The sequence below is a fragment of the Paenibacillus sp. FSL M7-0134 genome, assembly GCF_038007865.1.
In the GTDB taxonomy this organism is placed as follows: Bacteria; Bacillota; Bacilli; order Paenibacillales; family Paenibacillaceae; genus Paenibacillus; species Paenibacillus polymyxa_B.
Window position 1 is genome coordinate 3,131,470 of the sequence record NZ_JBBOXV010000001.1, and the last position, 25,901, is coordinate 3,157,370.

Sequence of the window (25,901 nt, forward strand, 5' to 3'; positions counted from 1 at the left end):
AACATGATATACTGCTAGAGTAAAGATTACAAAGTTGTAACCAGACGCGTTCACACCAAGGCATTTATACAACAAGGAGATGACGAAATGAAGAATATGTTGAAAAAAACACTGGTGATGGGAAGTCTAAGCGCCATTTTATCCGCAGGATTCATCGTTCCGGCATCAGCTTCACCAGCTGACGATTTGACTGCCCAACTGCAACAATGGTTTCAAAATAACGGATATACCGTCAATATGTCCAACGGGACGACTACGATAACAAAGACCGTAATTAAGGATGTTTCTGAAAAGGACAAGGCTAAAAACAAAACAGCAAATCCTTCATCCGGTAAACAAGCAACAACCAAACAGGGTAGCCAAAAGGCTTCGCAGTCTAGTAACAAGCAACAGACCCAAGAACAAAGCACAAACTCAGGCGCGGGTCAGTCAGCAGGATCGGATGCACAACTGAGCAAGTCCCAATTTGCAGCTGAGGTTGTAAAGCTTGTAAATAACGAGCGCAGTCAAAAAGGTCTGAAGCCCCTCGCATCGAATGCGAAGCTTACAGAAGTAGCCTTAGTCAAGGCGAAGGATATGAGTACGAACAATTACTTTTCCCATACATCTCCGACCTATGGTTCACCATTTGATATGATGAAAAAATTCGGTGTAACTTATACGTATGCGGGTGAGAATATTGCCATGGGACAAAAAACACCACAAGAAGTGATGAAAGCCTGGATGAACAGCCAGGGACACCGTGAGAATATTTTGAAGGCAGAATATACACAAATTGGTGTGGCTTACTACAATGGATATTGGGTACAAGAGTTCACACGTAACTAAGATGATCGTAAATACGTTCACAACGTCATGTCGCTGCTACGAAAAGATAGTGACGTGACGTTAATCTGGAGACCCGCTGACACGTTCAGCGGGTCTTTTGGTGTCTCTTATTCCTCCAGTGGCATAACCATTGCTTTATACCAGAAAAGACATAAGGGACGTATTTATAGTATGATAGCAGCAAGTTGAATGGATTGCAGACTACTTATGGAAAGCCAGGTGAACAAATGAGCTACGAAATCGTGCATGAAGGTGCCTTTGCTATGCTCAAGGTGCAGTTGAACCCCGGGGAAATGATTAAAGCGGAAATGGGAGCGATGGTTTCCATGTCTTCCAGTGTAGATATAAAGGGGACGGTAGACGGTGGACTGTTACGTGGTTTAGGCAGAATGCTGAGCGGAGAAAAATTCTTTTTTCAAGAACTGAGGGCAGCCCGGGGACCGGCTGAAGTGTTGTTAGCCCCTGCCAGTATAGGTGATGTACAAGCGGTGGAACTGGATGGCACGTATAGACTGTTGGTCCAAAAGGACGGTTTTCTGGCTTGTACGGAAGGCATTGAGGTAAGCACCAAAATGCAAAACCTGATGAAAGGTTTATTCTCCGGTGAAGGTTTTTTTATCGTAGAAATCAGTGGTCGAGGTACGGTATTCCTGTCCTCTTATGGAGCCATTCATCCCATTTACATCGCGCCAGGAGAGGAGCGTATTATTGATAATGCTCATCTGGTGGCATGGCCGGATTATATGGATTATAAAATTGAAAAAGCATCTAAAGGCTGGTTGTCCAGCGTAACGAGTGGAGAAGCGCTTGTATGCCGCTTTCGCGGTGAAGGGACGGTACTGATTCAAAGTCGAAATCCAGGCAGTTTTGGACAATGGATCAAAAGTTTCATCCCTGATAGTAAATAGTTTGGTTCGTCTGATTAGAGTTGAGAGGATAAACTATTCGCACAAGAAAGTATAATATAAGGGTGGCCATTTGCCATCCTTTTTTTGCATGTTCATGGGAAATTATGTGTGACTCTAAGCATTTATTGCGCTTTTATTCCGAACGGTTTATTTGCAAAATGATATGAGAAGCCTTATGTTTATTTCACTAAGCTATCAGGAGGGAACACGAGTGAATTCATCAAAATGGATTTGGCGGTCTGTCGGTTCCGTTTCCATTGCCGCCACATTGCTATTATTGTACGGATTTATTACAGCAGTACAAAGTATCACGGCTCCAGAGCCAATGGTTAGCACTCAACCTGTGCATTCCGGTTCATCGCAGACACAAACTGCGCCATCCGCTACAAATCAGACGGGAGAGTTTCGGGTAGCTGCCATTGGAGATTCGCTAGCCAAAGGCACAGGGGATGACTCCGGAAGTGGTTTTGTGCGTCGGTCGGTGAGCTTGTTAAATAATCAGGAAGGCCATAAGGCTCAGCTCATAAATAATCTGGGGATTAATGGACTGACGACTCAAGGACTATTGACCAAGCTGGATGAGCCTGGTGTTTCTTATGTGTTGAAAAAGGCTAACGTCATTATTGTCTCGATTGGCGGAAATGATTTATTTCAGGGGGCTCAGGCTGCCCAAACTGGCAAAGAGCCACCTACACTCAGTGGTTTGCGTAAAGCTGTGCCTGATGCCGCCAAACGTCTGCAAAAAGTGCTGACAAAGGTAGGGAAAATCAATCCGAATGCTAAAATTATCTATGTCGGATTATATAATCCATTCAGTGATCTGCAGGAAATGAAAATTCCCGGTAATCTTGTGGTCACAGAATGGAATCTGGCTGCCATGGCAATTACCAACCAAAACAGCAATATGACGCTGGTTCCAACTTTCGATTTGTTCCAGCAAAATTTGCCTGTCTATTTATCTTCCGATCATTTTCATCCAAACGGACAGGGCTATCAGGCAATCGCTGAACGTATCGCGCAAGGGTTTGCAGTTGCAACCACGAAGGATGCCGATAAAGTGGATAATGAACAACAGTCTACAAGTAGCCAACCCGCTGAAGTGAAAAAGGGAGGGAACAAGTAATGAGCATCCAATCTGCTGACAAGACCGGGGCTGGAATAACCCAAAATCCGACATCAAGGGATGCAGTGTCCAGTTTCCATTCCGCCAATCAGGTTGGCAGCGCAGGCAGAGACAGAAGCAATAACGAAACAGTTCTCTCTGTTCAGCACGTTAAGAAACGTATCAAACGCAAAATGATCATTCATGATGTAACATTCGACGTTCGTGCGGGTGAAATTTTCGGATTTCTCGGTCCTAATGGGGCTGGAAAAACGACGACTATTCGTATGCTGGTCGATTTAATTAAGCCTACGGAAGGGACGATTACTGTCTGTGGACATAATGTAAATCGTGACCCTGAGCAGGCTTTGCGGCATATTGGTTCTATTGTGGAAAATCCAGAGGTGTACAGCTACCTGACAGGGTGGGAGAATTTAGAGCATTTTGCCCGTATGCAGCCTGGTGTAGACGAGCCGCGTATCCGCGAAGTCGTTGAGCTGGTTCGGCTCGATCGCCGTATCCATGATAAAGTAAGTACGTATTCTCTCGGAATGCGCCAGCGTCTTGGTATAGCCCAAGCCTTGCTTGGTAGACCGAAATTGCTCATTTTGGATGAACCGACGAACGGGTTAGACCCCAAGGGGATCAAGGAAATGAGAGCTTTTATCCGTTTGCTAGCGGCAGAAGGCATGGCTGTATTTGTTTCCAGCCATTTGCTCAGCGAAATCCAGCTGCTATGTGATCGGGTGGCAATTATAAGTCGGGGAAAGGTGCTAGCTGTAGGTGGTGTGCGGGAATTGGTTGATACGCACTCGCACATGGCAGTATGGCAACTGGAGCCTCGTGATCAGGGTCTTGCCATATTGCAAAATTCTCCGCATGTGCAAATAATTACGAACGCCGATGAATTAATTGATGACAGCATTGTGGCAGGCAGCGGAGCCGATGCAATTTTTACAGAAATGGATGAAGAGCATATTGCGGAGCTGGTGACACAAATGACGGCTTCCGGTATTTCCGTTAAAGGTGTAACCAAAATCAATCCTACACTGGAGCAGCTATTCCTGAAAATGACGGAAGGTGAGATACTTGAATAACATTTTACCGCTCGTACAAAATGAAACGCTCAAAATTATCAAGAAGAAACGATTTTATGTCATTTTACTTGTTTTACTTGTGCTTGTGCCGATTTTTACGTACGCTCAGATGAAAGTGGCAGAAAACAATCGCGAAAAATTCGGCAATGATTGGCGACTCGAACTGCGTCAGGCGATTACCGATAATCAAAACTCGCTGGGAAGTGACCGGGTTCCCGAGGAATGGAAGACCTACCGTCGGGTCTTTGTGCAGCAGATGCAATATTATTTGGAAAATGATGTGAATCCTAATGAGCCGAGTGGTGTCACCTTTACCAGAGAGTTTATGGATAATTCCATTAATCTGTTCGTTCCGCTGTTGATTATGGCCATTGCCTCCGACTTGGTTTCTGGAGAACGGACGACAGGCACGATAAAAATGTTGCTGACTCGCCCAGTCAGGCGGTGGAAAATACTGCTGAGCAAGCTGCTGACATTGTATATGTTCGTCTCGCTCATCATTTTAGCTGTATTTGTAATTAGCTATCTGATATCAGGCTTGTTTTTTGGTTTTCGCGGTTTTAATGTTCCGGTATTTACCGGATTTCAAATTGTTGGATCGACGGTGGATTTGTCTGCTGTACACGCGATTCCACAATGGCATTATCTGATGCTGCAAGCCGGATTGATCTGGTTCGTCAGTCTTGTGGTAGCTTCGTTAGCCTTCATGGTATCTGTACTGGTACGAAGTACGGCGGCAAGTATCGTGGTCATGATGGCTGCACTTATTTCGGGCACTATTTTGACAAACATGGCTTCATCTTGGCAGAGTGCTAAATATTTATTTATGGTTAACCTCGAATTAACCGATTATTTATCTGGAAGCCCCGCCCCCATTGAGGGAATGACCTTACCCTTTTCTTTAGCTGTACTGGGCATTTGGGGGGCTGCGGCATTGATTGTTTCATTCGCCGTCTTTACGAAACGGGATATATTGAATTAAAATGGACAAGGTAAAAGAAAACATCTGTTTGCATTTTTGGTGAAAATCATCAAGAATAAGGCAAAACACGGTTACGATTAGACAAAGGGGGAGCATGAATGGTCGACAAAATCGACTTGTCTGCGGGAGTGTCCGGCACACAAAGCGGAGCTTCGGAATATGGCGCGGACGACATTCAAGTGCTCGAAGGGCTTGTGGCAGTTCGCAAACGGCCGGGCATGTACATCGGGAGCACCAGTTCTTCGGGGCTGCATCATTTGGTATGGGAAATTGTAGACAACGCGGTGGATGAACATCTCGCCAAGTTTTGCTCTCGCATTGATATTACAATCCATAAGGACGGTTCCGTTACAGTATCAGACAACGGGCGCGGTATTCCTACGGGAATGCACAAAACGGGAATTCCTACGCCTCAGGTTGTATTCACCATTTTGCACGCCGGAGGTAAGTTTGGCGGTTCGGGATATAAAAAATCCGGGGGTCTGCACGGTGTAGGTGCGTCTGTAACGAACGCTCTTTCGGAATGGCTTGAAGTAGAAATTTACCGGGACGGCAAGATTCACCGTCAGCGGTTTGAATATTGGCAGGACAAGAAGGGCGTGGAGCATGTCGGGGAACCGACCACAGGCCTTGAAGTGCTGGGCAATACTAACAAGACGGGCTCGAAAATTACATTTAAACCGGATATTCGTGTTTTTCAGGCAGGCATTCATTTTAACTACGATACGTTGGCTGAGCGCCTTCAGGAAATTGCTTTTCTAAATTCGGGCCTTCGTATTCAACTTAAAGACGAACGCAGCGGAAAGTCAGATGAGTATTTTTATGAGGGTGGCGCAAGTCAGTTTGTTGCTTTTCTGAATGAGGGCAAGGATGTGCTGCATGACGTTATTCACTTTAATGCCGAGAAAGAAGACATTGAAGTAGAGATTGCCATCCAGTACAATGCTGGTTATACAGAGACGATTGCTTCGTTCGTTAACTCCATTCCGACACGTGGAGGAGGTACGCATGAAACGGGATTCAAAACCGCTTACACTCGTGTCATGAACGACTATGCCCGGAAAACGGTGATGTTGAAAGAAAAGGATAAAAACTTGGAGGGCAACGATCTACGTGAGGGCATGATGGCTGTAATCAGTGTCAAGATGGCTGAGGTTGAATTTGTCGGCCAGACAAAGGATCAGCTGGGAAGCGCTTCGGCACGGAGTACAGTGGATGCCATCGTATCTGAGCAGATGCAGCGTTTTTTGGAAGAAAATCCGCAGATAGCACAAACTTTGATCAAGAAGGCAGTTCAAGCATCCAGAGCGCGTGAAGCTGCACGTAAAGCTCGGGATGAAATGCGTTCCGGCAAAAAACGCAGTGAAAGTTCCAATTTGAATGGTAAATTGTCGCCTGCGCAGTCCAAGGATTTTACACGTAATGAGTTGTTTATTGTGGAAGGCGATTCGGCTGGAGGATCAGCCAAGCAGGGACGGGATTCCAAAATTCAGGCCATATTGCCGCTAAAGGGCAAGCCGATGAATCCGGAAAAATCCAAACTGGCGGATATTATGAAGAATGATGAGTACCGTGCTATTACAGCAGCTATTGGTGCGGGAGTAGGAACAGAGTTTTCGCTGGAAGACAGCAATTATTCCAAAATCATCATTATGACCGATGCAGATACAGATGGTGCGCACATTCAAGTGCTGTTGTTGACGTTCTTTTATCGGTACATGAAAGAGCTTATTGATGCAGGACGCATATTTATTGCTCAACCGCCATTGTATAAAATAACTCGAAAGTCGGGTAAGCTCGAAACGGTGCGTTATGCTTGGACTGACGAGCAGCTTGATAATTATTTAAAAGAATTTGGACGAAATTTTGAGCTTCAGCGCTATAAAGGACTTGGGGAAATGAACCCTGATCAGTTATGGGAAACAACGATGAATCCCGATTCACGCACCTTGCTACGCGTTCAGATAGAGGATGCAGCCAAGGCTGAACGCAGGGTGTCCACTTTGATGGGTGATAAGGTGGATCCGCGCAAGCGCTGGATCGTGGAAAACGTAGATTTTACGGAATACGTAGAGTAGTGCTATCAAAAGAGGTGTATACATGAGCTTATCGGAGCAGTTTTTGCCAGCTTTTCTGGAGGAAGTGGTCGGTGACCGCTTTGGCCGATATTCCAAATATATTATTCAGGATCGGGCGATACCCGACGTACGGGACGGATTAAAACCCGTACAACGTCGTATTCTTTATGCAATGTACGATTCGGGCAATACGCCGGATAAAGCATATCGTAAATCGGCCAAAACCGTTGGGGACGTTATGGGTAATTACCACCCCCACGGTGACTCGTCGATATACGACGGCATGGTACGGATGGCGCAGCCTTGGAAAATGAGTCACGTGCTGGTGGACGGTCACGGTAACTGGGGCTCCCAGGATGATGATCCGGCGGCAGCTATGCGTTATACGGAGGCTCGCTTGTCTCCGATCGCAATGGAAATGCTGCGCGATATTGAAAAGCGTACGGTTTTGTTCAAGGACAATTTTGATAACTCGGCCAAAGAGCCCGTTGTGTTGCCGTCTCGTTATCCAAATTTGTTGGTGAACGGTTCCAGTGGGATCTCGGCGGGATTTGCGACAGAGATCCCTACACATAGTTTACGCGAAGTTATTGATGCCAGCATTGCGGTGATGGAAAAGCCAGAGATTGAGCTGGAAGAGATTATGACCTTTATCAAAGGTCCTGATTTCCCGACTGGCGGACTCATTATGGGTGGCGAAGGCATCAAGGACGCTTACCGTACGGGAAAAGGACGTATTTATATTCGTTCCAAAACGGAAATTCAGTCCTTGCGCGGAGGTAAGCAGCAGCTAGTCATTACCGAAATCCCATACCAGATCGTCAAATCAAGGCTCGTAACCGCCATGGAGAATATCCGTCTGGAGAAAAAGGTGGAAGGGATTGCCGAGGTTCGTGACGAAAGCGGACGAAATGGTTTGCGCATTGTTGTGGAGCTGAAGAAGGAAGCCGATGCGGAAGGGATTTTAGCTTATTTGCTGAAAAAAACCGACCTACAGGTGGCATATAACTTCAACATGGTAGCTATTGTGAACAAAGCGCCACATCAGCTTGGGCTAAAGTCCATTTTGGAAGCGTATATCGCCCATCAACGCGAAGTTGTCACTCACCGTATCCAGTATGAACTGGAAAAGGCAGAGGATCGTGCCCATGTGCTGGAAGGTTTGGTCAAGGCGCTGAACATTCTGGATGAGGTCATTGCAGCCATTAAAGCTTCCAAAAATCGCCAGGACGCGCAAAATAATTTGCAATGGATGTTTGGTTTTAGCGAACGTCAGGCAGATTCTATTTTGACTTTGCAGTTGTACCGTCTCACCAATCTGGAAATCACCACGCTTGAAAAAGAACTGGGGGACATCCAGAAAAAAATCGCGCAATATCGTTCTATTCTGGAAAGTGATCGCAAGCTGATCAGCCTGATTCGCAAGGAACTGTTGGAAATTCGCGAAAAGTACGGCATTGACCGTCGTTCAGATATCCAGGGCGAGGTAGAAGAGATTAAGGTGAACCTGGAAGTCATGGTGGGAGCAGAGGATGTGCTGCTGACACTCTCGAAAGATGGCTATGTGAAACGCACAAGTATGTTGTCATTCACTCGTTCAGGCGGGGAACGTTCAAGTTCTGGTGTTAAAGAAGGGGATTACGTTACCCAATTGCTTGATGTGAATACGCTGGACATATTGCTCGTCTTCACCCAGCGTGGACAATACTTTTTATTGCCTGTACATCAGGTGCCAGAGTATAAGTGGAAAGAGCCGGGCACACCAATTGTCAACGTTATTCCGTTATCGAAGGAAGATCGTATCGTAAGTGTTATTCCGCTCAAAAACATCGAGGAAATAGGAAAAAGCCTGGTATTTGTAACAAAGAAGGGCCAAGTAAAGCGTACAGAATTAAAAGAATATGCTACAAAACGTTCCAGTGCCGTAGCCGCCTGCAAAGTAGCAGGGGACGATGAGGTGTTATCGGTAACGTTAAGCGAGGGTACCCAGGATATTATGCTGATTACCCGCGCGGGTATGAGTATACGCTTCAAGGAGCAAGAGGTTAATGCGATGGGGCGCGTCTCGGCTGGTGTCAAAGGTATACAGCTAGCCGAAGGCGATGAAATTATCGCGGCGTTGTGGGTAGAAGAGGATGAAGGAGAAGTGTTGGTGCTGACCGAGTCCGGTTATGGTAAGCGTACGCTTCTGCTGGATTATCCTACACAGGGAAGAGGCGGCAAAGGTATCACCACCTTTGAGTTCAAGGAAGGCAAACGAGTACGTTCGAATGGAACTCGAATCGTGGCTGCCTTCTATTGCCGTGAAGCTGTTCAATTATTTGCAATCACAGCAGAAGGACAAACGATGTCCTTCCTTTCGGAAAAGGCCCCTTTGACCGACCGAAAGGATACAGGCAAGCTGCTAGCTCCAGTGGAGAAGAAGGACGAAATTGTGAATGTGCTGCTGCGTAGTGAGCCGCAAGCTTCTCAGCCCATAGAATAATAGGAAAGTCAAGCGCTTTTTAGCTCGAAAAAGAGAGGTCCTCTCATGCCATTCCGGCACGAATGAGGACCTTTTTGCCGTCATGCTGTCGAACCCTGACCAGCCTTCAAAACCGAAGTGAGACTTCCTTCCCCTTTTCATTTCGTGCTCCAAAAACGGCAGGAAACCGGGGCTGAATGGCGAAAATTTAATGTGATGAAATACAATCCGGACGGTGGCCCATACGGTAACTTTGATGCTTTTACTGACCCTGTTATTTAAAGGAGTGAGGCAAAATGCAAACGACCGAATTTGCGAAAATCTGGTCCAGAATGGCTAAGGATTATAAGGTTCATATGGAGCAGCAGCTGGCTCCATCACTAACGGAAGCTCAACTTACGGTGCTGGAGGTTTTGAACGAATACGGCCGTATGAAACCGTCTCAACTAATCCCATATCTCGCCACCACACCAGCCGCGGTTACGATGCTGCTGGATCGGATGGAGCGGAATCGACTGGTCACCCGTTTCAGAGACGTAAAGGACCGTAGAATTGTATGGATTGTTATCTCGGATCAAGGGAGAGAAGAAGTAGAGCGTGGATTGCGAATCCGGGATGATTTTCTGGGTTCTGCACTAAACCGAATTTCTCAGCACAATCAAAATTTGCTGGTTTATTTGTTGGGGAAAATTACAACGAAGGCGAAAACTTCAGTAATGACAAGTGAGGCTGAGGGAGTAAAGGAACCAATAGAGCGAGCAGAATAACTAGAATGGCGGCTACATGAAAAGTAGCTGTACGCAGCAGATTATCATTTTAAGGTAAGTAGGAGTGCGCGGATGTAAATACCTATCGTGGTATTCATACCGCGCTTTTTTGTGTTGAAGTATAGGTGATATTTGGGTGAATGTTGACATTTACATAAGAGATGATAAAATAATAGTTATGAATAAATAACATTTCGTATGCAAATAGTTTCTAGTATATGTATATGTATATGTATATGTATATGTATATGGATTGTCAATTGGATATTAGAAAGAAGGATGGTTCCAGTGAGTGATAGAGAGGAAGACAGACTTGAGGTGTACCGGATTATTCAATCGGTAAGGGAGGTTAACAAAACGATATTTTATTCCTTCTGGAATGAGGAGCAGCATTTGGATCTGACGGCCATTCAGCATATGGCTTTGGCAATTCTGAATAAACGCCCCAACATCGGATTATCCGAGCTGGCAGACATAGCGCATGTGGGAAGCAGCTCTATGAGTGGGGTAGTTGACCGCTTGACCAAGGCGGGATATATTGCTCGCGGACGGCATGAGCATGACCGTAGATCCTTAGTGCTGACGCTTACGCCAGAAGGAAAAGATATCATGCAAAAAGTAGACGCCATGTGGATGGAGCGCGTCTTGCCCATTCTGGACATCCCGAAGGAGCAGCTAGAGATGGTCCTGGATATCCATAAACAAATGATCATGAAATTAACACCGAAGGGAATGAATCAACTTGAGCAGTCCTCAAATGACACTACCAGGTAATGTACGCAGAGCACCCATTGTGGCCGCTCTGTTGATTGGCGCGATTGTAGCGATATTAAATCAGACGTTGATCAGTGTGGCTTTACCGAAAATGATGAGTGATTTGAATATAGATGCCAATATAGCTCAGTGGCTTAGTACGGGCTTTATGCTCGTGAATGGGGTATTGATCCCGGTGACCGCGTTCTTGATTGCCCGTTTCTCCACTCGTAAATTGTTTATTAGCGCGATGACTATTTTTTCAATAGGCACGCTGTTATGTGCTGTAGCTCCAAGCTTCAGCATATTGCTGATCGGTCGGCTTATTCAGGCCGCGGGAGCAGGTATCATGATGCCCTTAATGATGGTGGTTATCTTGAACATCTACCCAATAGAGCGTCGTGGCCGGGCGATGGGAACCTTGGGGATTGCGATGGGTTTTGCTCCAGCCATTGGGCCAACCTTATCCGGTTATATAGTACAGCATTATGACTGGCGGGTTTTGTTCTGGATCATCCTGCCGATTTCAGTGATTTCGATTGTGATCGGATTTATTTTTCTGAAAAATGTAACGGAGCAGTCCAAGCCAAAGCTGGACATTCCCGGCATCATTTTGTCTACGCTCGGTTTCGGTGGAATATTATACGGCTTTAGTGATGCAGGAACATCGGGTTGGGGAAGTATTCCGGTCCTGTCTACGCTTATCGTTGGGACTATTGCGCTTATTTTGTTTATTGTTCGCCAACTGAAGGCAGATGAGCCTATGCTGGAGTTCCGTATCTTTAAATACGATGTGTACAGCTTGACGACAATCATTAACGTGATTGTGACGATGGCTTTGTACGCCGGTATGATATTGCTTCCGATTTATTTGCAAAATATTCGGGGGTTTACACCGCTCCAGTCCGGTATGCTAATGTTACCGGGAGCGATTCTGATGGGGCTCATGTCTCCTGTAACGGGGGCTATTTTTGACCGAATCGGAGCACGCTGGTTGTCTGTAATTGGCTTGCTGATCATGGCTATAACGACTTGGGAATTTACACGGTTGACCGAAACAACCACCTATATGACACTGTTAATTAATTATACGGTGCGGATGTTCGGGATGTCGTTGCTGATGATGCCGATCCAAACAGCCGGGTTGAATCAGCTTCCGCAACGATTGAATGCACATGGTACGGCGATGAGTAACACGCTGCGTATGATTTCTGGCTCGATTGGGACGGCAATTCTGGTGACAGTGATGTCAACACAGAGCAGCAACCGTTTGACATCGATTGTTACATCTGAGGGACTGACCGTGACAGATAAAGCGGGGATGCTGGCTGCAGGCAACCAAGCTACAATTTATGGGATTAACTCGGCTTTTATCATTGCAACAGTGTTGAGTGTGGCCGCTCTGATTTTAGCGTTTTTCATCAAAAATACGAATGCACAAAACGCCCATCCCCGTCAACAGCTGGTAAACAGCAAGAAGGGGCAGTCCGTGGCTTCCTCGTCATAAAAGGATGGGATGACGCATTAATTTAATTTTCTGCAAAAAAAAGAACCTGCAATGCATGTTTGTTTACATGCGTTGCAGGTTCTTTGTGCAAATGGGGTTGAAGATGTTGATATCCAGATAGGGCAGGGCTTTCCGGTTCAAATTTCAGACGTAATCATGTTCTCATAAAGCGACCGGGGCCATTCATTCCATGGAAATTGGACTGGAGGTAACGAGTGAAATCTCATATCGTCCTTGCTAACCGGATGCGGTGCTCCAGCGAGTAAGGACCAGAGCGCGAGCTGTTGACCGGGCCGGCTCAGATTACCGCCATATTTTTGGTCACCGTAGAGGGGACAGCCGATCGCCTGCATTTGCACACGAATTTGGTGTGAGCGTCCGGTGTGCAACTTAATCTGCACGAGACTGAGTCCATCTGCTTGTCCGATCATGCGGTACTCCAAAATGGCTTCCTTCGCACCAGCCGTGCCAGGCCGAACCGCTTGAACCGTGTTGGTACGGCTATCCTTTAGCAGATAATGGGTTAGACGGCCCTGTGGGGCCGTAGGAACGCCATTCAGAACTGCTGTATACAGTTTGTGAAAATGACGACTTCGAACCGACTCAGACAGGCGAGAAGCAGCTTTGGACGTCTTAGCAAAAATCATGGCTCCACCTACAGGCCGATCCAGTCTGTGAACTAAACCCAAAAAAACGTTACCAGGCTTATTGTGTCTAATTTTTAGATCTTCCTTGAGTAAAGACAACAGATCAGGATCACCACTGGCATCCTCTTGCGTTGGAACATTGACAGGCTTTACAACCGCCAAAACATGATTGTCCTCATAGAGGACAGGAATATTCGGCTGTGCATGCTCATGCCGGGTAAGTTCATTTTGAGTCATAAGAGGAATTTAAGCCTCCCAGCGTCCGAGAATACCACAAGGCAAATTCAATCCCGAGCGTGTGATCGGCAATCCAATTTCACCAGCGCTAATTTGGCCGCCGTACTTTTGTTGCATGGTCATGCTCAGCATGTTGCGCAATACAGTAGGCGAAATACCTGTAGTATAAGAGTTAATCAGCATGAACAGCGGTTGATCTGAAATAATGCTCATGCAGGATTCGAGAAACGGGTATAAGCTTTCTTCAAGCTTCCAAGTTTCTCCGTTTGGTCCGCGTCCGTAAGAAGGAGGGTCCATAATAATGGCATCATAACGGTTGCCCCGACGTTGTTCTCGTTGCACGAACTTGAATACGTCGTCCGTAATGAAGCGTACCGGACGGTCAGCCAGACCGGACAATTGAACGTTTTCCTTTGCCCACTGCACCATGCCTTTGGCGGCATCCACGTGAACTACACTAGCTCCAGCATACGCAGCAGCAGTCGTGGCTCCTCCCGTGTATGCAAACAGGTTCAGTACGGAAATTGGTCTGCCTGCGCCTTTGATTTTATCCATCATCCAGCTCCAGTTCGCTGCTTGCTCTGGAAAAAGACCGGTATGCTTGAAGCTGGTCGGTTTAATGTGGAATTTAAGCGGTCCATAGCTAATTGTCCAGCGCTCGGGGATAGGTTTTTTCATATCCCAGTTGCCACCACCGGAGGAACTACGGTGGTAATGTCCATGAACATTACGCCATTCGGCTGTTTCCTGGGCCAAAGGCCATATGATTTGCGGATCGGGACGACGCAGGACAATATCACCCCAACGTTCCAGTTTTTCACCACCGCCTGTATCCATTACTTCATAGTCTTTCCATTCTTGTGCTACATACATGTACAATCCATCCTTCAGCAGTCAATTCAGGATTCAGGCAGCAAGCTGCACAGAAATCCCCATATGGAGTCTATTGTACAACAAACCTCAGCAACAATCGAATGATTACATAAATAAGTAAGTAGTCAAATGGTCCAAAATATTTTTTCTAGGATGTACTTGTAATTATAGCGCTTCCATATTAAAATGAAATCAATCCCACTTGTACGTACAACCATCCGTTTTTTATCATAATAATGAAAAACGGATTGTATTGTACGTACATAATATTTTTTTATCAACACAGCTGAAGTTCCACTTAATTAAACACAAACTGCCTAAACTACCTGTAGCCAGCGTTTTGTGGTAGACGAAGCCTTCGTTCGAAGCTTCTGCCGAAGCGTGGATTCATGTTGGCGGAGCGCATTATAAGGTAATGACCTATGTTGTAACTAATAATTTGTTTATCCATAGAGTTTATCTGCCAATAGCCGCATGTAATGCGGCTGTTTTGCGTATATTTCCATAAGATTAAACCTAGTTTTTGAAATTAACATTTGACAATGAGAATCATTATCAAATATTATTTGAGTAACAGGGAGTGAAAGCATCCCATATTTCAAATAAAGGTGAGGGATGAACTTGGGTAAAATCATGATTGCTTATGCCAGTTTGACAGGTAATACAGAGGAAATCGCGGAATTGATCGCCGAGGGCGTCCGTCAGGCAGGGCACGAGGCGGAGTTGAAGGCTTCGTATGATTGCAGCGCGCAAGAACTGCTCGCATATGACGGGTTCCTACTGGGTGTATATACATGGGGAGATGGTGAGCTTCCTGATGAATTTTTGGATTTTTACGAGGAACTAGACGAGCTTGATTTGTCTGGTAAAAAGACCGCAGTATTTGGCAGTGGAGATACATCTTATACGCAATTCTGTGGCGCAGTGGACTTGGTAGAGGAAAAAGTCAAAGAACGCGGCGCATCGGTCATTCAGGAGAGTCTGAAGATTGAATTTAATCCATTGGATGATGATAAGGAGAATTGCCGAGCTTACGGAAGACAATTTGCACAGGCGGGTATTGGGGTGTCCTGAGAAGAGAGTGAGGGATAGGTATGCGCAATAGCGATGGCTTAAGCGCCTTTCCTCTTCTGCACGACTATCAGCTTGAGGAGATGTGGAGAACTCCACAGCCAATTCGTCAATCACAGAGGAAAAGAGGGCGTGAGGGTTGGAATTGGCGGCAACGGGTTCAATATGCAATAGGGCATGCGCTGAACGAATACTTTGGAATGGAAGTAGAAGTGCGGCGGGAAGTCCCTGTCCAGTATGTGCTGGAGAAATGGTGGCCCAAGCAGTCAGACAGCTTTGAATCTTTGTTCCATTATTGGGATGTCAAAAATAAAGTGTCAGGTGAGTTGTCAAAAATTTGTGGCTTAAATAATGACTTGCTGGTACCTGTAATGCTGTATGAACAATTTTGTACGTCTGTGCCTGAGTTAGAGGTCAATATTTCGCTTATTGTTCAGGCTGCTTGGCAACTATCAGCAGAAGCAGATTCCCTGCTCATTCAAAAGTACATCGTTGACTATAACCCTAACGTTATTAGTACGTTCCAACATATGACAAATGTATTTTGTTATTATGCATTTGGAGCTCTTCCTCAGCTTATTGAGGTATATTGTCTGCTAGAAGGCAAGAAGGTCCGTTTCATTCCGGGACCTTCTTCTTTACAGCAATCTCTGGATTACGTGCTGCTATTACGGGATTCCAAAGAGTATGTACATGGGACAACAGAACGCTGCCGTTGCGGGGGTTGCATGGAAAAGCAAGCTTCTCAAGGGAATAGAATGAATAGGAACACGAAGGAAGGGCAGGGGGCGAAAAACTGCAAACAACGGTCAGCTGTACCTACGCCTTTCTCATAACGTTACTGTGTAACCCTTTAATTGTAAACTATCCCTTTTCGTGAAAGAGCCTTGGAAACAAGGCTCTTTTTTATGAAAAAAAATTATGAAAAAACTGAAAATTTATGTTGCCTGAATAGATAAATATATCTATAATATTTCAATGTACAATAGTTATATGAAAATATTTAAATATAAAAAGACGGTTTGTGGATCATGGATCAGATTGTCCTATGTACATAAAGTTAGTCCTGTCTTTTGCATGGAATGTTGCCATGTGTTTATTTACGTTCTCTATTTGGTTTAATGGCCTAATATTTCAATTTTAAAATATTAGCGTTGAATAATAAAATTTTTTGGACAACAGGGGTGGAAGAAGTGAGTAAGAAAACTGTATTGCCAATCCTCATTGTACTGCTCATTCTGAGCGGTGGAGCTATTGGCTACTATTATTGGTATCAGGCAACACACTTTGTTAAAAGTGACGATGCGCGCATTCAAGCCGATCAATATAAGGTAATGCCGCAAATCTCCGGAGAAATTAGCCACATTGATGTGGAAGAAGGAGATGTTGTTCAGCGTAACGAACCGATTGCCGAGCAGGATGTATCGGGGCTGGATGCGAGTATGATCAGCAAGTCCGTACTGCGCGCGCCGATCAACGGAACCGTTATTAAGATTTATTCGAAAGAGCATGAAATCGGATCGCCGGGTAGTGCTGTTGCAACTATGGTGGATATGAACAGCTTGTACGTATCCACGAACATTGAAGAAACCGATATTAACCGTATTAAACCAGGACAGCTTGTTGATATTACGCTTGATGCAGCAGGTGACCAGGTGATTCAGGGTAAAGTTCGTAAAGTGGGCGAAGCCTCCAACGCCGTGTTCTCACTCGTTCCTGCAGTGAACACAAGTGGTAACTTTAACAAGGTGACTCAGCGTGTGCCTGTAGAGATTGCTGTGAACAAGCCGAAGGATATGAAGCTTATCCCTGGAACGAACGTGGAAGTAAAAATTCATACACCTTAAAAAGGAGGGGTCCATGTGGCTGCCAATGATATTGCTGCTGCTCCTTCGACAGATTCTTCCAAAGAACGCTGGCTTGCCTTTTTCGCTATCGTTTTAGGCGCCTTTGTCGCCATTCTGAACAACAGTCTGATCAATGTCGCCATTCCTAGATTGACGACGGATTTAGGATCTACGACGACACGTATTCAGTGGGTTATTACAGGTTACACGCTTGCATCTGGTGTAATTGTACCGATTACCGGATATATGGAGCAGCGCCTCGGATACAAAAAGTTTTTGATTCTTGCGCTCAGCGTGTTTTCGCTGGGAACGGGAATATGTATTTTTGCATGGAGTGATTCTTCCCTGATCGCAGCACGGGTGCTGGCTGGTCTGGGCGGTGGTGTTATTATGCCGCTGAGTATGACGATTATTTACAAAATTATGCCGCGTGAACAAATCGGTATGTCCCTTGGTATATGGGGGATCGCCGCAATGGCAGCGCCGGCTGTAGGGCCTACGCTCAGCGGATATTTAATTGAGTGGTTTAACTGGCGGTTCTTGTTTATTGTCAGTGTGCCAGTTGCTTTATTTGCAATTTTAATGGTTATTCTTCTAATCAAAGAACCGCCTAAAGTAGAGCCGAAGCCGTTTGATCTACCGGGCTTTTTGCTGGCCGCAACTTGTGCCGGAACACTTTTGTACGCACTGACAAACGGACAGCGTGATGGCTGGACTTCTTTTGGAATTGTATCCTTGCTGTTTGTTGCTTTCTGGGCACTTGTTTTTCTGATCTATGTAGAAAGCGGCAAGGATAATGCGGTAATTGAAATCTCATTATTCAAGAATTCAAAATATACGATTAGTGTCATTGCTTCCAGTCTGGTCATGATGGGGATGTACGGAGGAACGTTCCTAACACCGTTGTTTTTGCAAAATATCCAGCGTGTGTCACCGATTGATACCGGTATTATCCTCATTCCACAGGCCATTGCCATGGCGGCTATGATGCCTATTGCCGGGAAGCTGTTCGATAAGTTCGGCATTGTGCCTTTGGGACTTGTGGGCCTGACGCTAACCAGCTTTATGACCTATCATCTTCACCAGCTTACGCCAGATACTTCGCATGCCTGGTTGGAAACCGTAATGGCATTACGGGGTCTGGGAATTGGTATTTGCATGATGCCATTGTCCACGGTCGGCATGAATGCCGTTCATCCTAGCAAGGTAGCCAATGCGTCTACAGCGTCCAATCTGGTACGTACTGTGGCTGCATCTATGGCGATTGCGGTGCTAACCGCCATTATGCAAAGCCGTTCGGCTGCTCATGCCCAGCAAATTTCGGAGTCCATTACACCAGACTCGGCTCATACGCTACAAGCGACATTGGGCAGCTCATGGATGTCATCCATAAGTAGTTTAATCACACTGGATGCTACATCAAGAGGAATTGGGGATACGTTCCTCATTTCATCCATACCGCTGTTTTGCACGATTCCACTAATCTTTTTGTTTATTCAGAGGAAGAAAGCAAAGACACAGCCGGAAGCATAACCAAAGAACTATAAAATACGACTGGATGGCTTACATTATTTCCACGGACAGAAAGAAAGGGAATTATCATGAAAATATTGAGAGTAGAAAGTACATTAGCGGCTTTAGTGCTCGGCGGCGCAGTGCTGGCAGGCTGCTCCAGTAATAGCGGGGCGGCTCAGGATATGGTCGTTCCGGTTAAAATCAGCCAAGCACAGCAGGGAATTATCGGACAGGGAAATATTTATACAGGAACCGTAACACCTTCGGAGACGGTGAACATCGTGCCTAAAGTGGGCGGCAAAGTGGTTGAACTGCCTGTGGATATTGGCACCGAGGTTAAAAAGGGTCAAGTACTGTTCAAGCTTGATGATAAGGACATGCGGAATAATGTTGCGAAAGCCCGCGCCGCAGCAGCTGCGGCAGCAGCCGGAGTAAGCACCGCTCAAGCATCCCACGAATCTACGATGGTTCAAGCAAACTCGGGCTTAGTGCAGTCCAAGAGCGGCGTGATTCAATCCCAAAGCGCAATCAATCAGGCACAGGGGGCTATTAATCAAGCCACTACAGCCGTAGAACAAGCAACACATGGTGTCTCCTCAGCAGCCAATACGGTGAAACAAACGCAGCAAGCTTTGGCAGATGCACAGAAAAATGTAACACGTACACAAAGTCTATTTGATGCAGGTGCGAGTACCCAAGCACAATTAGAACAAGCCAAAACAGCAGTTGTGAATGCGGAAGCGGCTTACAATAATGCACAAAATGCTCAGGCTAATGCGCAAGATCAGTTGGTAGCTGCGCAGAAGGCCCTAACTACAGCTCGCAACAGCTATGATTCAGCAAAAAATAGCTATAGTAATGCCAATAGCGGTTACAGTAATGCGCAAAATCAGCTCAAAGTATCTCAAAATACTGCGGTTATCGAGTCCAGCCAACAATCTTTTAAGCAGGCTCAGCTGAATGTGAACATTGCTCAGGATGCATTGGATGACACCGTTGTTACATCACCGATCAATGGTATTGTGGGTACGAAAAATGCAGAAGTGGGCGAAATGGTATCCGCTCAGTCTCCTGCACTGGTCATCGCTAATCTGAGTACAGTCAATACTTTGATCTATGTTCCAGCGGAACAGATCAACAATGTAAAAGCAGGTGACAAGGTACAGGTTCGTGTTGCAGCTTCCAACATTGTAACAACAGGTACAGTTAAAAATGTAAGCCCGTTGGATGCAAGTGGAAAAGGCTATCCTGTAAAAATCTCAGTAGCGAATCCAGACACGAAACTGAAATCCGGTATGTTGGCTGATATCAGCTTTGTCGCTGCCAATGCACAAGAAGGCATTGTGGTTCCTACTGCGGCAGTTCAAAAGGATCAAGGAAAAGAATATGTATATGTTGTAAACGGAGACCATGCGAAACGTAAGGAAGTGAAGACTGTTCAGACGGCAGGTTCCCAAACACTCGTTACCAGTGGTTTGAGCAATGAGGAGAATGTGATCGTGAATAATCTGGCATTGCTGTCCGATAACTCACCGATTACAATTAGCCAATAATTTGGCTCTAAACTCACGTACTATATAATAGTAGAAGTTTATTGTGAATATGCAAGACAGCCTGCTTAGCGGGCTGTCTTGTTTTTATTTCATTGAGCACATTTTACATAGGATTGATGTCGAAGCGGGACTATTTTTGACGAACATTGGTAGAATAGGATAGACTAAATTGGAAATAGATAGTTTACGAGATCTCAGACAAGCGATCGGAGGAATTGTAAGATGGAAGTGAAATTGGTAGTGGATTATGAAGCTTATGAGAATGGCCAAACGATGGCTAAATCTATTGAGGAACTGGCAGCCAAGCCGGAGAGCGCGCAAATTACTGATCTCATCATTGGAGATTGGGGCGGCGCCTATGAAAGTTCACCAGAGGATTTTATCCCAGTGTTAGTGAAGCTCAAAGATCAATTCCCTAAGATACGCAAACTGTTTATTGGTGATATGGAATATGATGAGTGTGAGGTTTCATGGATTAACCAGACGAATCTGTCCCCGTTGTTAGAAGCGTTTCCAGCATTGGAGTCCTTTCATATCAAAGGAAGCCAGGACCTGAGCTTGGAGCCGCTTCGTCATAGCCATCTTCAGGAATTGGTTATTATCTGTGGTGGCCTGCCTGCGAGGGTTCTTCAGCAAATACGTAATGCCGAACTGCCTGAACTGCGCAAGCTGGAACTGTATTTGGGTGTCGAGGACTATGGTTTTGACGGTAACCTCAATGATATTTTGCCGTTCTTGGACAGCAATCCTTTTCCCAAACTTACATACTTGGGACTCAAAGATAGTGAAATACAGGATGAAATTGCAATTGCAGCAGCTAATGCCCCTGTGATTGGACAGCTGGAAGTGCTGGATCTCTCACAAGGTACGTTGTCTGATAAAGGTGCAGAAGCGCTGCTGGCTAGTGAAAGTATAAAAGGGCTGAAGCATCTGGATTTGAGCTATCATTATATGTCTAGTGAAATGATGCAACGTTGGAAAAGCTCGGGTCTATCTGTGAACGTGGAAGATCAACAAGAAGCGGATGAGGAAGATGATTGGCGCTATCCATCACTGACTGAGTAATTTGTTAAATGGATTTCTAAAACGGACTGTTTTCAAAATTAAAATGATCTAAAGTGAGGCGGCTCTATGGTTAGGATGTCAGACTGTAATGTCAGCGAGCCGTTTATCTTGTTCGGTAATCCGGGGAATCGTCGAACTACCGGGCTGCAGGAGGCGCGAAGCAGATTAAAGCTTCCGCCCGCTCTGGAGGTTTCCTATAAGAATGTGCTGGAAGCTATTCGGCAGAAACAAGGTCTGAGCGAGCTGATGTTGCGAATAGCTGCACGAGCTACGCAGGATAGCGTGAATGGCAGTTCTTTTGTGCAAGAGAGCATTGATCAGTTACTGGCGGGGCAGATGGACAGTGGTCCGCTGCTTCGTCTGGATGCACCGGGCGAAAACTTTGAGGTAGAGCGTGAGTTGATTGCTCTGGGCGCCTCGGATGTTGAGGGAGACGATTCTCTGTTGCCATGGCCCGAATGGACACGAGGCACAGGTATATCGGCGGCAGAAGCGCGACGTCTGCAGGAGCAGCACGGTCGTATTTGGCACCCGGCACAATGGTTCCGGGGCTATTGCCGTCTGCTGGCCTGGCTGCGGGATGAAGTGGCTCTGCTCTGGCCCTCGTCACACTGGATGAATGATCCGGCGGAAGTGGCCGTAATGTTCGACAAACGGCGTTGTAGCGCCGATTTAGGCAAGGCAGACATAAGGGTCCCGCCAGTACTTGCATCTTCAGGTGGTGCATTTCGTGATGTTGATGATCTGCACACGGCAATGAAGGAGAGCGGGTTTCACCGCGTATTTGTGAAAATATTTTGTGGGTCCGGTGCTTCTGGTGTCATGGCCTATCAGGTACATCCCCATACACACGCGGAACTGGCGGTGACCACGATTGGAACGGAAATCATACGCGGACAGCGCGTGTATTATAATGCCGGACGATTGCGTCGTTATACGAATAAGCAGGACATTCATGCTATCCTTAACTGGCTATGCCTGGAAGGGGTACATGTGGAGCGCTGGATTCCCAAAGCGACCCTGAACGGGCGTGTTTATGATGTGCGTCAACTCGTGTGCGGATCAGAAGCTTGCCATGCGGTTTTGCGTTTGAGCCATAGTCCCATTACGAATTTGCATTTGCGTAATGAGCGGCTCTCGCTGAAGGAAGCCGGATTACCACAGAGTACGGTGGAATCGGTCCAGCTTACTGCGAAAGCTGCTATGAGTGTTTTTCCAGCCTCTATGGTTGCTGGACTGGATGTGCTGGTTCCGGCTCATGGGGGTCGTCCCTATGTGTTGGATGTTAATCCGTTCGGTGATTTGCTGTACCGGGTTGAACATCAGGGTTGGAATCCGTATGAATGGGAAATGCAGCACCTAGCTAATAGGAGCGTGGTTAGGGAAAGGAAAGACAGATATGACTGATATGAACCAAATTGTCGGCTCTCATGATATTGTCATGATTACGCTGGATACCCTGCGTTATGATGTAGCAAAGCTGGAGGAAGAGAATTGTCCGAATTTGTGCGGCTCCGGCTCGTGGGAAAAACGCCATACACCGGGTAGCTTTACCTATGCTGCACATCATGCTTTTTTTGGCGGATTTTTGCCGACTCCGGCGAATACGGATAAGACTTCACATATCCGACTGTTTCACACAAAGGATACGGGACTGCGTACGCATCCACATACCTGGCTGTTCGATGCCCCGGATATTGTGTCCGGGCTAGAGGGTGAAGGTTATCGGACCATCTGTATCGGCGGCGTTATTTTTTTCACGAAGAAAAATAAGCTTGCGAAGGTGCTGCCTGGATATTTTCAAGAAAGCTACTGGCGTATGAACTTTGGCGTTACCAACCCTCGTTCGACGGAGAATCAGGTGAATCATGCTCTGAAACTGTTGGGGAATACAGACCCGTCGCAGCGCTTGTTTTTGTTTCTGAATGTATCAGCGATTCATGGGCCTAATCATTATTTTGTGAAGGGCTCTGCTAAAGATTCAGTGGAGTCTCAACGGGCAGCCTTACGGTATGTGGATGGTGAACTTGGACGTTTGTTTGATGCCTTACGAAATCGGGGTAAAACGTTTTGTATGGTTTTTTCCGATCATGGTACAGCTTATGGGGAAGACGGCTATGAAGGACATCGTCTGGCGCATGAGGTAGTCTGGAATGTGCCTTACCGCGAATTTATATTATAGAGCAAATAGAAATATAGATTGCACTGGTAAAATATCAAGAAATCAATCCAGCGCGAGGGAGGAGCAGAAATGAAAGCCATGAATCTGAATCACTCGCATCCAACGGGTGCGGCAGCCTCGGAGATAGATACAAACTTAACACCGTCTAGGTTTCAGTGGCCTGAAACTCCTGTTGAATGGGCACGCACGATCCGTGAAGCTCCCTATCGCTCCTATCTGTACTCTTACCCACATAAAACGGCCTATCGTCCGTTTGATACACCGCTCTCATTGCAGGAGTTGTGGGAGAAGGAGGAGTTAGAAAGCTATTTTTTGTATATGCATATTCCATTTTGCGCGGCTCGCTGTGGATTTTGTAACCTCTTCACTTTGCCGGACAAGCGTCTGGATGTACATAAGGAGTATGTGGATGCGCTAGAAAGACAAGCCAAGCAATGGGCACCAATTATGGGCCGTCGGCCTTTTTCGCGTTTTGCGATTGGCGGCGGTACACCGACCTTACTGGAGGCTCCTTTGGTGGAGCGCTTGTTTGACATTGCGGAAAATATAATGGGACTGGACCCTAAACGAGCTTCTATTTCGGTGGAAACCTCTCCCGATACTGTGACTGAGGATAGGTTGGAGGTGCTCAAGCGCCGCGGGACAGATCGTGTCAGCATGGGAATTCAGAGCTTTGTGGAATCTGAAAGTGCCGCCATATACCGACCTCAGAAGCCAAAACTTGTTAGAGAAGCACTTGAGCGGCTGGTGGAATACAACTTTCCTTTGCTGAACGTGGATCTGATCTATGGCCTGCCTGGTCAAACGGTGGAAACCTGGCTGTATTCTTTAGAGGAAGCACTGTCTTACTCGCCAGGAGAGATTTTTCTTTACCCGTTATATATTCGAGAAAATACGATTTTAAAGCCAGGCTATACCGGGCTGGATCATGATATTCGCCTTACTTTGTATGAAGTGGCGCGTGAACAGCTCAAACAGGCAGGATATGTACAATATTCCATGCGCCGTTTTGCTAAAAATGATGGTATATCCAGCAAAGAGCTTTTGCCCTATAGTTGTCAGGAGGAAGGTATGGCCGGTCTTGGGTGTGGTGCACGCTCCTATACACGCAATGTCCACTATGCTAGCCGTTATGGTGTTAGTGCAGCAGCTACGCGTAGTATTATCGCAGATTATGTTGCTGCGGAACGTCATGATCTGGCTGACTACGGCTTTATTTTAAATGTGGATGAGAGTAAGCGACGCTTTATCTTAAAGGCGCTTCTTCATCGTGAAGGTTTGGAGCTATCGGCCTATGCAGAGCGCTTCGGTGTATCCCTGTCGGACGATTTTACAGGAATGTCGTTGCTGCTGGAATCTGGTATGGCTGTCGTCGAGGAGGGTACGCTGCGACTTACAGAGGAAGGAATGGCCTATTCCGATGCGATTGGGGACTGGATGATCTCCACGTCAGTACGTGAGCGCATGGAAGGATATGTAGGCGCATGAGAGCGACCTTATATTATCGTGGTTCGTTGACCTCTTGCAACTATGCTTGTCCTTACTGCCCGTTCAGTAAAAACGTTGATAGTCGGGAAACGTTGAACAAGGATCGGGCCCAGTTGGAACGTTTTGCTGATTGGGTACGGGAACAGGGCGCTTTGGGGCATCGTCTCTCTATTTTTTTTAATCCGTATGGAGAAGCCTTAATTCATTCCTGGTATCGCAAGACCATGATTGAGTTTTCCCACATGGCGCATGTGGAAAAAGTGGCGGTACAGACGAATCTATCGACTAAGCTGGATTGGACGCAAGAACTGAACCCGGAGACTGCTGCGCTGTGGGCTACATATCACCCTGGAGAGACGAAAGAGCAAGTTTTTATATCGCAGGCTATAAAGCTATATGAACTTGGTATATCCTATAGTGTCGGTACCGTCGGGTTAAGACAGGCATTTCCGGCTATTCGTTCCTTGCGATCGCAACTTCCAAGGGATGTTTATTTGTGGATCAACGCCTACAAGGATCGTCCACATTATTATACAGATGCTGAGGTTACTGAATTAACTGCGATAGACCCCTATTTTCAATGGAATTTAAAGGATTATAGCAGTCAGGGGCGGGGATGTCGCGCCGGTGAAGATGTATTTTATGTCCAGGGTGACGGAAGAGTAAAACACTGCTATCAGGATCGACGGGTGCTTGGACACTTATACAGGGATGGTCTTGAGGGTCTGAGTGGCAAACGTCCGTGCCGAATGAAAGAATGCGGCTGCTATATAGGCTATATTCATATGGAAGAGCAGCCGTTTCGGGAAATGTACGGTAGTGGCTTACTCGAAAGGGTGCCGCGGGTACAGGTAGCTCCAGTTCCATCATTTGGCAGACAGGCTATTCATAGAGCAAATGAATCCATATAGCAAGGGACGTCCACGTCTATATGTAA

General features: G+C 46.2%; 22 protein-coding genes and 1 pseudogene. 21 read left to right on the plus strand and 2 right to left on the minus strand.

The features are described from left to right. Positions 1 to 87 precede the first annotated feature (87 nt). The 10 genes from NSQ58_RS14040 to NSQ58_RS14085 all read left to right on the plus strand — a co-directional run bounded on the left by NSQ58_RS14040 (position 88) and on the right by NSQ58_RS14085 (position 12,486). Complete coding sequence (locus NSQ58_RS14040) at positions 88 to 828, plus strand: CAP domain-containing protein (RefSeq protein WP_341057607.1); 741 nt, start codon at positions 88 to 90, stop codon at positions 826 to 828. A gap of 227 nt (positions 829 to 1,055) precedes the next feature. After that, on the plus strand, positions 1,056 to 1,736 hold the full coding sequence (locus tag NSQ58_RS14045) for a TIGR00266 family protein (protein ID WP_076159244.1): 681 nt from the start codon (positions 1,056 to 1,058) through the stop codon (positions 1,734 to 1,736). Positions 1,737 to 1,911: 175 nt separating this feature from the next. Continuing rightward, positions 1,912 to 2,859, plus strand: coding sequence for a GDSL-type esterase/lipase family protein (locus NSQ58_RS14050; RefSeq protein ID WP_053325635.1), 948 nt, complete (start codon positions 1,912 to 1,914; stop codon positions 2,857 to 2,859). Continuing rightward, entirely contained in the window at positions 2,859 to 3,935 is a 1,077-nt protein-coding gene (locus NSQ58_RS14055; protein WP_053325634.1) for an ABC transporter ATP-binding protein, read from the plus strand. Before NSQ58_RS14050 ends, NSQ58_RS14055 begins: the two co-directional genes overlap by 1 nt. Then, positions 3,928 to 4,917, plus strand: coding sequence for an ABC transporter permease (locus tag NSQ58_RS14060; protein WP_023989072.1), 990 nt, complete (start codon positions 3,928 to 3,930; stop codon positions 4,915 to 4,917). Before NSQ58_RS14055 ends, NSQ58_RS14060 begins: the two co-directional genes overlap by 8 nt. A 98-nt stretch (positions 4,918 to 5,015) precedes the next feature. Further along, a complete protein-coding gene (parE, locus tag NSQ58_RS14065) occupies positions 5,016 to 6,995 on the plus strand; it encodes a DNA topoisomerase IV subunit B (RefSeq protein ID WP_341057608.1) in 1,980 nt (659 codons plus the stop codon). A gap of 22 nt (positions 6,996 to 7,017) precedes the next feature. Beyond that, positions 7,018 to 9,480: a DNA gyrase subunit A gene (gyrA, locus tag NSQ58_RS14070; RefSeq protein ID WP_341057609.1), complete on the plus strand. Its 2,463-nt coding sequence runs from the start codon at positions 7,018 to 7,020 to the stop codon at positions 9,478 to 9,480. 275 nt (positions 9,481 to 9,755) lie between these two features. Further along, the gene (locus NSQ58_RS14075; RefSeq protein WP_013310615.1) at positions 9,756 to 10,226 is read left to right on the plus strand and encodes a MarR family winged helix-turn-helix transcriptional regulator; all 471 of its coding nucleotides are present in this window, start codon (positions 9,756 to 9,758) and stop codon (positions 10,224 to 10,226) included. 288 nt (positions 10,227 to 10,514) lie between these two features. Then, positions 10,515 to 11,000 (plus strand): MarR family winged helix-turn-helix transcriptional regulator, encoded by a 486-nt coding sequence (locus tag NSQ58_RS14080; RefSeq protein ID WP_023989070.1) that lies wholly within the window; start codon positions 10,515 to 10,517, stop codon positions 10,998 to 11,000. Next, positions 10,984 to 12,486, plus strand: coding sequence for a DHA2 family efflux MFS transporter permease subunit (locus tag NSQ58_RS14085; protein ID WP_028540693.1), 1,503 nt, complete (start codon positions 10,984 to 10,986; stop codon positions 12,484 to 12,486). The genes NSQ58_RS14080 and NSQ58_RS14085 overlap by 17 nt, the downstream gene beginning before the upstream one ends. Positions 12,487 to 12,623: 137 nt before the next feature. Here NSQ58_RS14085 and NSQ58_RS14090 read toward each other — a convergent pair whose 3' ends face one another. Next, the gene (locus NSQ58_RS14090; protein ID WP_023989069.1) at positions 12,624 to 13,370 is read right to left on the minus strand and encodes an RluA family pseudouridine synthase; all 747 of its coding nucleotides are present in this window, start codon (positions 13,368 to 13,370) and stop codon (positions 12,624 to 12,626) included. Positions 13,371 to 13,379: 9 nt separating this feature from the next. Then, complete coding sequence (locus tag NSQ58_RS14095; RefSeq protein WP_028540694.1) at positions 13,380 to 14,243, minus strand: class I SAM-dependent methyltransferase; 864 nt, start codon at positions 14,241 to 14,243, stop codon at positions 13,380 to 13,382. A gap of 364 nt (positions 14,244 to 14,607) precedes the next feature. Between NSQ58_RS14095 and NSQ58_RS14100 the strand changes: the two are divergent. From NSQ58_RS14100 to NSQ58_RS14150, 11 genes and pseudogenes are all read left to right on the plus strand, one after another. Then, positions 14,608 to 14,751: pseudogene (locus NSQ58_RS14100) on the plus strand (hypothetical protein); the annotation flags it as partial. 107 nt (positions 14,752 to 14,858) lie between these two features. Further along, entirely contained in the window at positions 14,859 to 15,317 is a 459-nt protein-coding gene (locus NSQ58_RS14105) for a flavodoxin (RefSeq protein WP_034095047.1), read from the plus strand. A gap of 20 nt (positions 15,318 to 15,337) precedes the next feature. Continuing rightward, complete coding sequence (locus tag NSQ58_RS14110; RefSeq protein ID WP_053325630.1) at positions 15,338 to 16,150, plus strand: hypothetical protein; 813 nt, start codon at positions 15,338 to 15,340, stop codon at positions 16,148 to 16,150. 357 nt (positions 16,151 to 16,507) lie between these two features. After that, positions 16,508 to 17,161: an HlyD family secretion protein gene (locus NSQ58_RS14115; protein ID WP_023989065.1), complete on the plus strand. Its 654-nt coding sequence runs from the start codon at positions 16,508 to 16,510 to the stop codon at positions 17,159 to 17,161. A 15-nt stretch (positions 17,162 to 17,176) separates the two neighbouring features. Next, complete coding sequence (locus NSQ58_RS14120) at positions 17,177 to 18,694, plus strand: DHA2 family efflux MFS transporter permease subunit (RefSeq protein ID WP_023989064.1); 1,518 nt, start codon at positions 17,177 to 17,179, stop codon at positions 18,692 to 18,694. A gap of 68 nt (positions 18,695 to 18,762) precedes the next feature. Then, entirely contained in the window at positions 18,763 to 20,229 is a 1,467-nt protein-coding gene (locus tag NSQ58_RS14125; RefSeq protein WP_023989063.1) for an efflux RND transporter periplasmic adaptor subunit, read from the plus strand. A 222-nt stretch (positions 20,230 to 20,451) separates the two neighbouring features. Further along, positions 20,452 to 21,294 carry an STM4015 family protein gene (locus NSQ58_RS14130; RefSeq protein WP_023989062.1) on the plus strand — a complete coding sequence of 281 codons (843 nt, stop codon included), beginning with the start codon at positions 20,452 to 20,454 and terminating at the stop codon, positions 21,292 to 21,294. 66 nt (positions 21,295 to 21,360) lie between these two features. Next, positions 21,361 to 22,701 carry an STM4014 family protein gene (locus NSQ58_RS14135; protein WP_023989061.1) on the plus strand — a complete coding sequence of 447 codons (1,341 nt, stop codon included), beginning with the start codon at positions 21,361 to 21,363 and terminating at the stop codon, positions 22,699 to 22,701. Next, the gene (locus NSQ58_RS14140) at positions 22,694 to 23,476 is read left to right on the plus strand and encodes an STM4013/SEN3800 family hydrolase (protein ID WP_023989060.1); all 783 of its coding nucleotides are present in this window, start codon (positions 22,694 to 22,696) and stop codon (positions 23,474 to 23,476) included. Before NSQ58_RS14135 ends, NSQ58_RS14140 begins: the two co-directional genes overlap by 8 nt. A 69-nt stretch (positions 23,477 to 23,545) precedes the next feature. Then, positions 23,546 to 24,964, plus strand: a complete 1,419-nt coding sequence (locus NSQ58_RS14145; RefSeq protein WP_341057610.1) for an STM4012 family radical SAM protein — start codon at positions 23,546 to 23,548, stop codon at positions 24,962 to 24,964. Beyond that, a complete protein-coding gene (locus NSQ58_RS14150; RefSeq protein ID WP_341057612.1) occupies positions 24,961 to 25,875 on the plus strand; it encodes an STM4011 family radical SAM protein in 915 nt (304 codons plus the stop codon). The genes NSQ58_RS14145 and NSQ58_RS14150 overlap by 4 nt, the downstream gene beginning before the upstream one ends. The last annotated feature ends 26 nt before the right edge of the window (positions 25,876 to 25,901 follow it).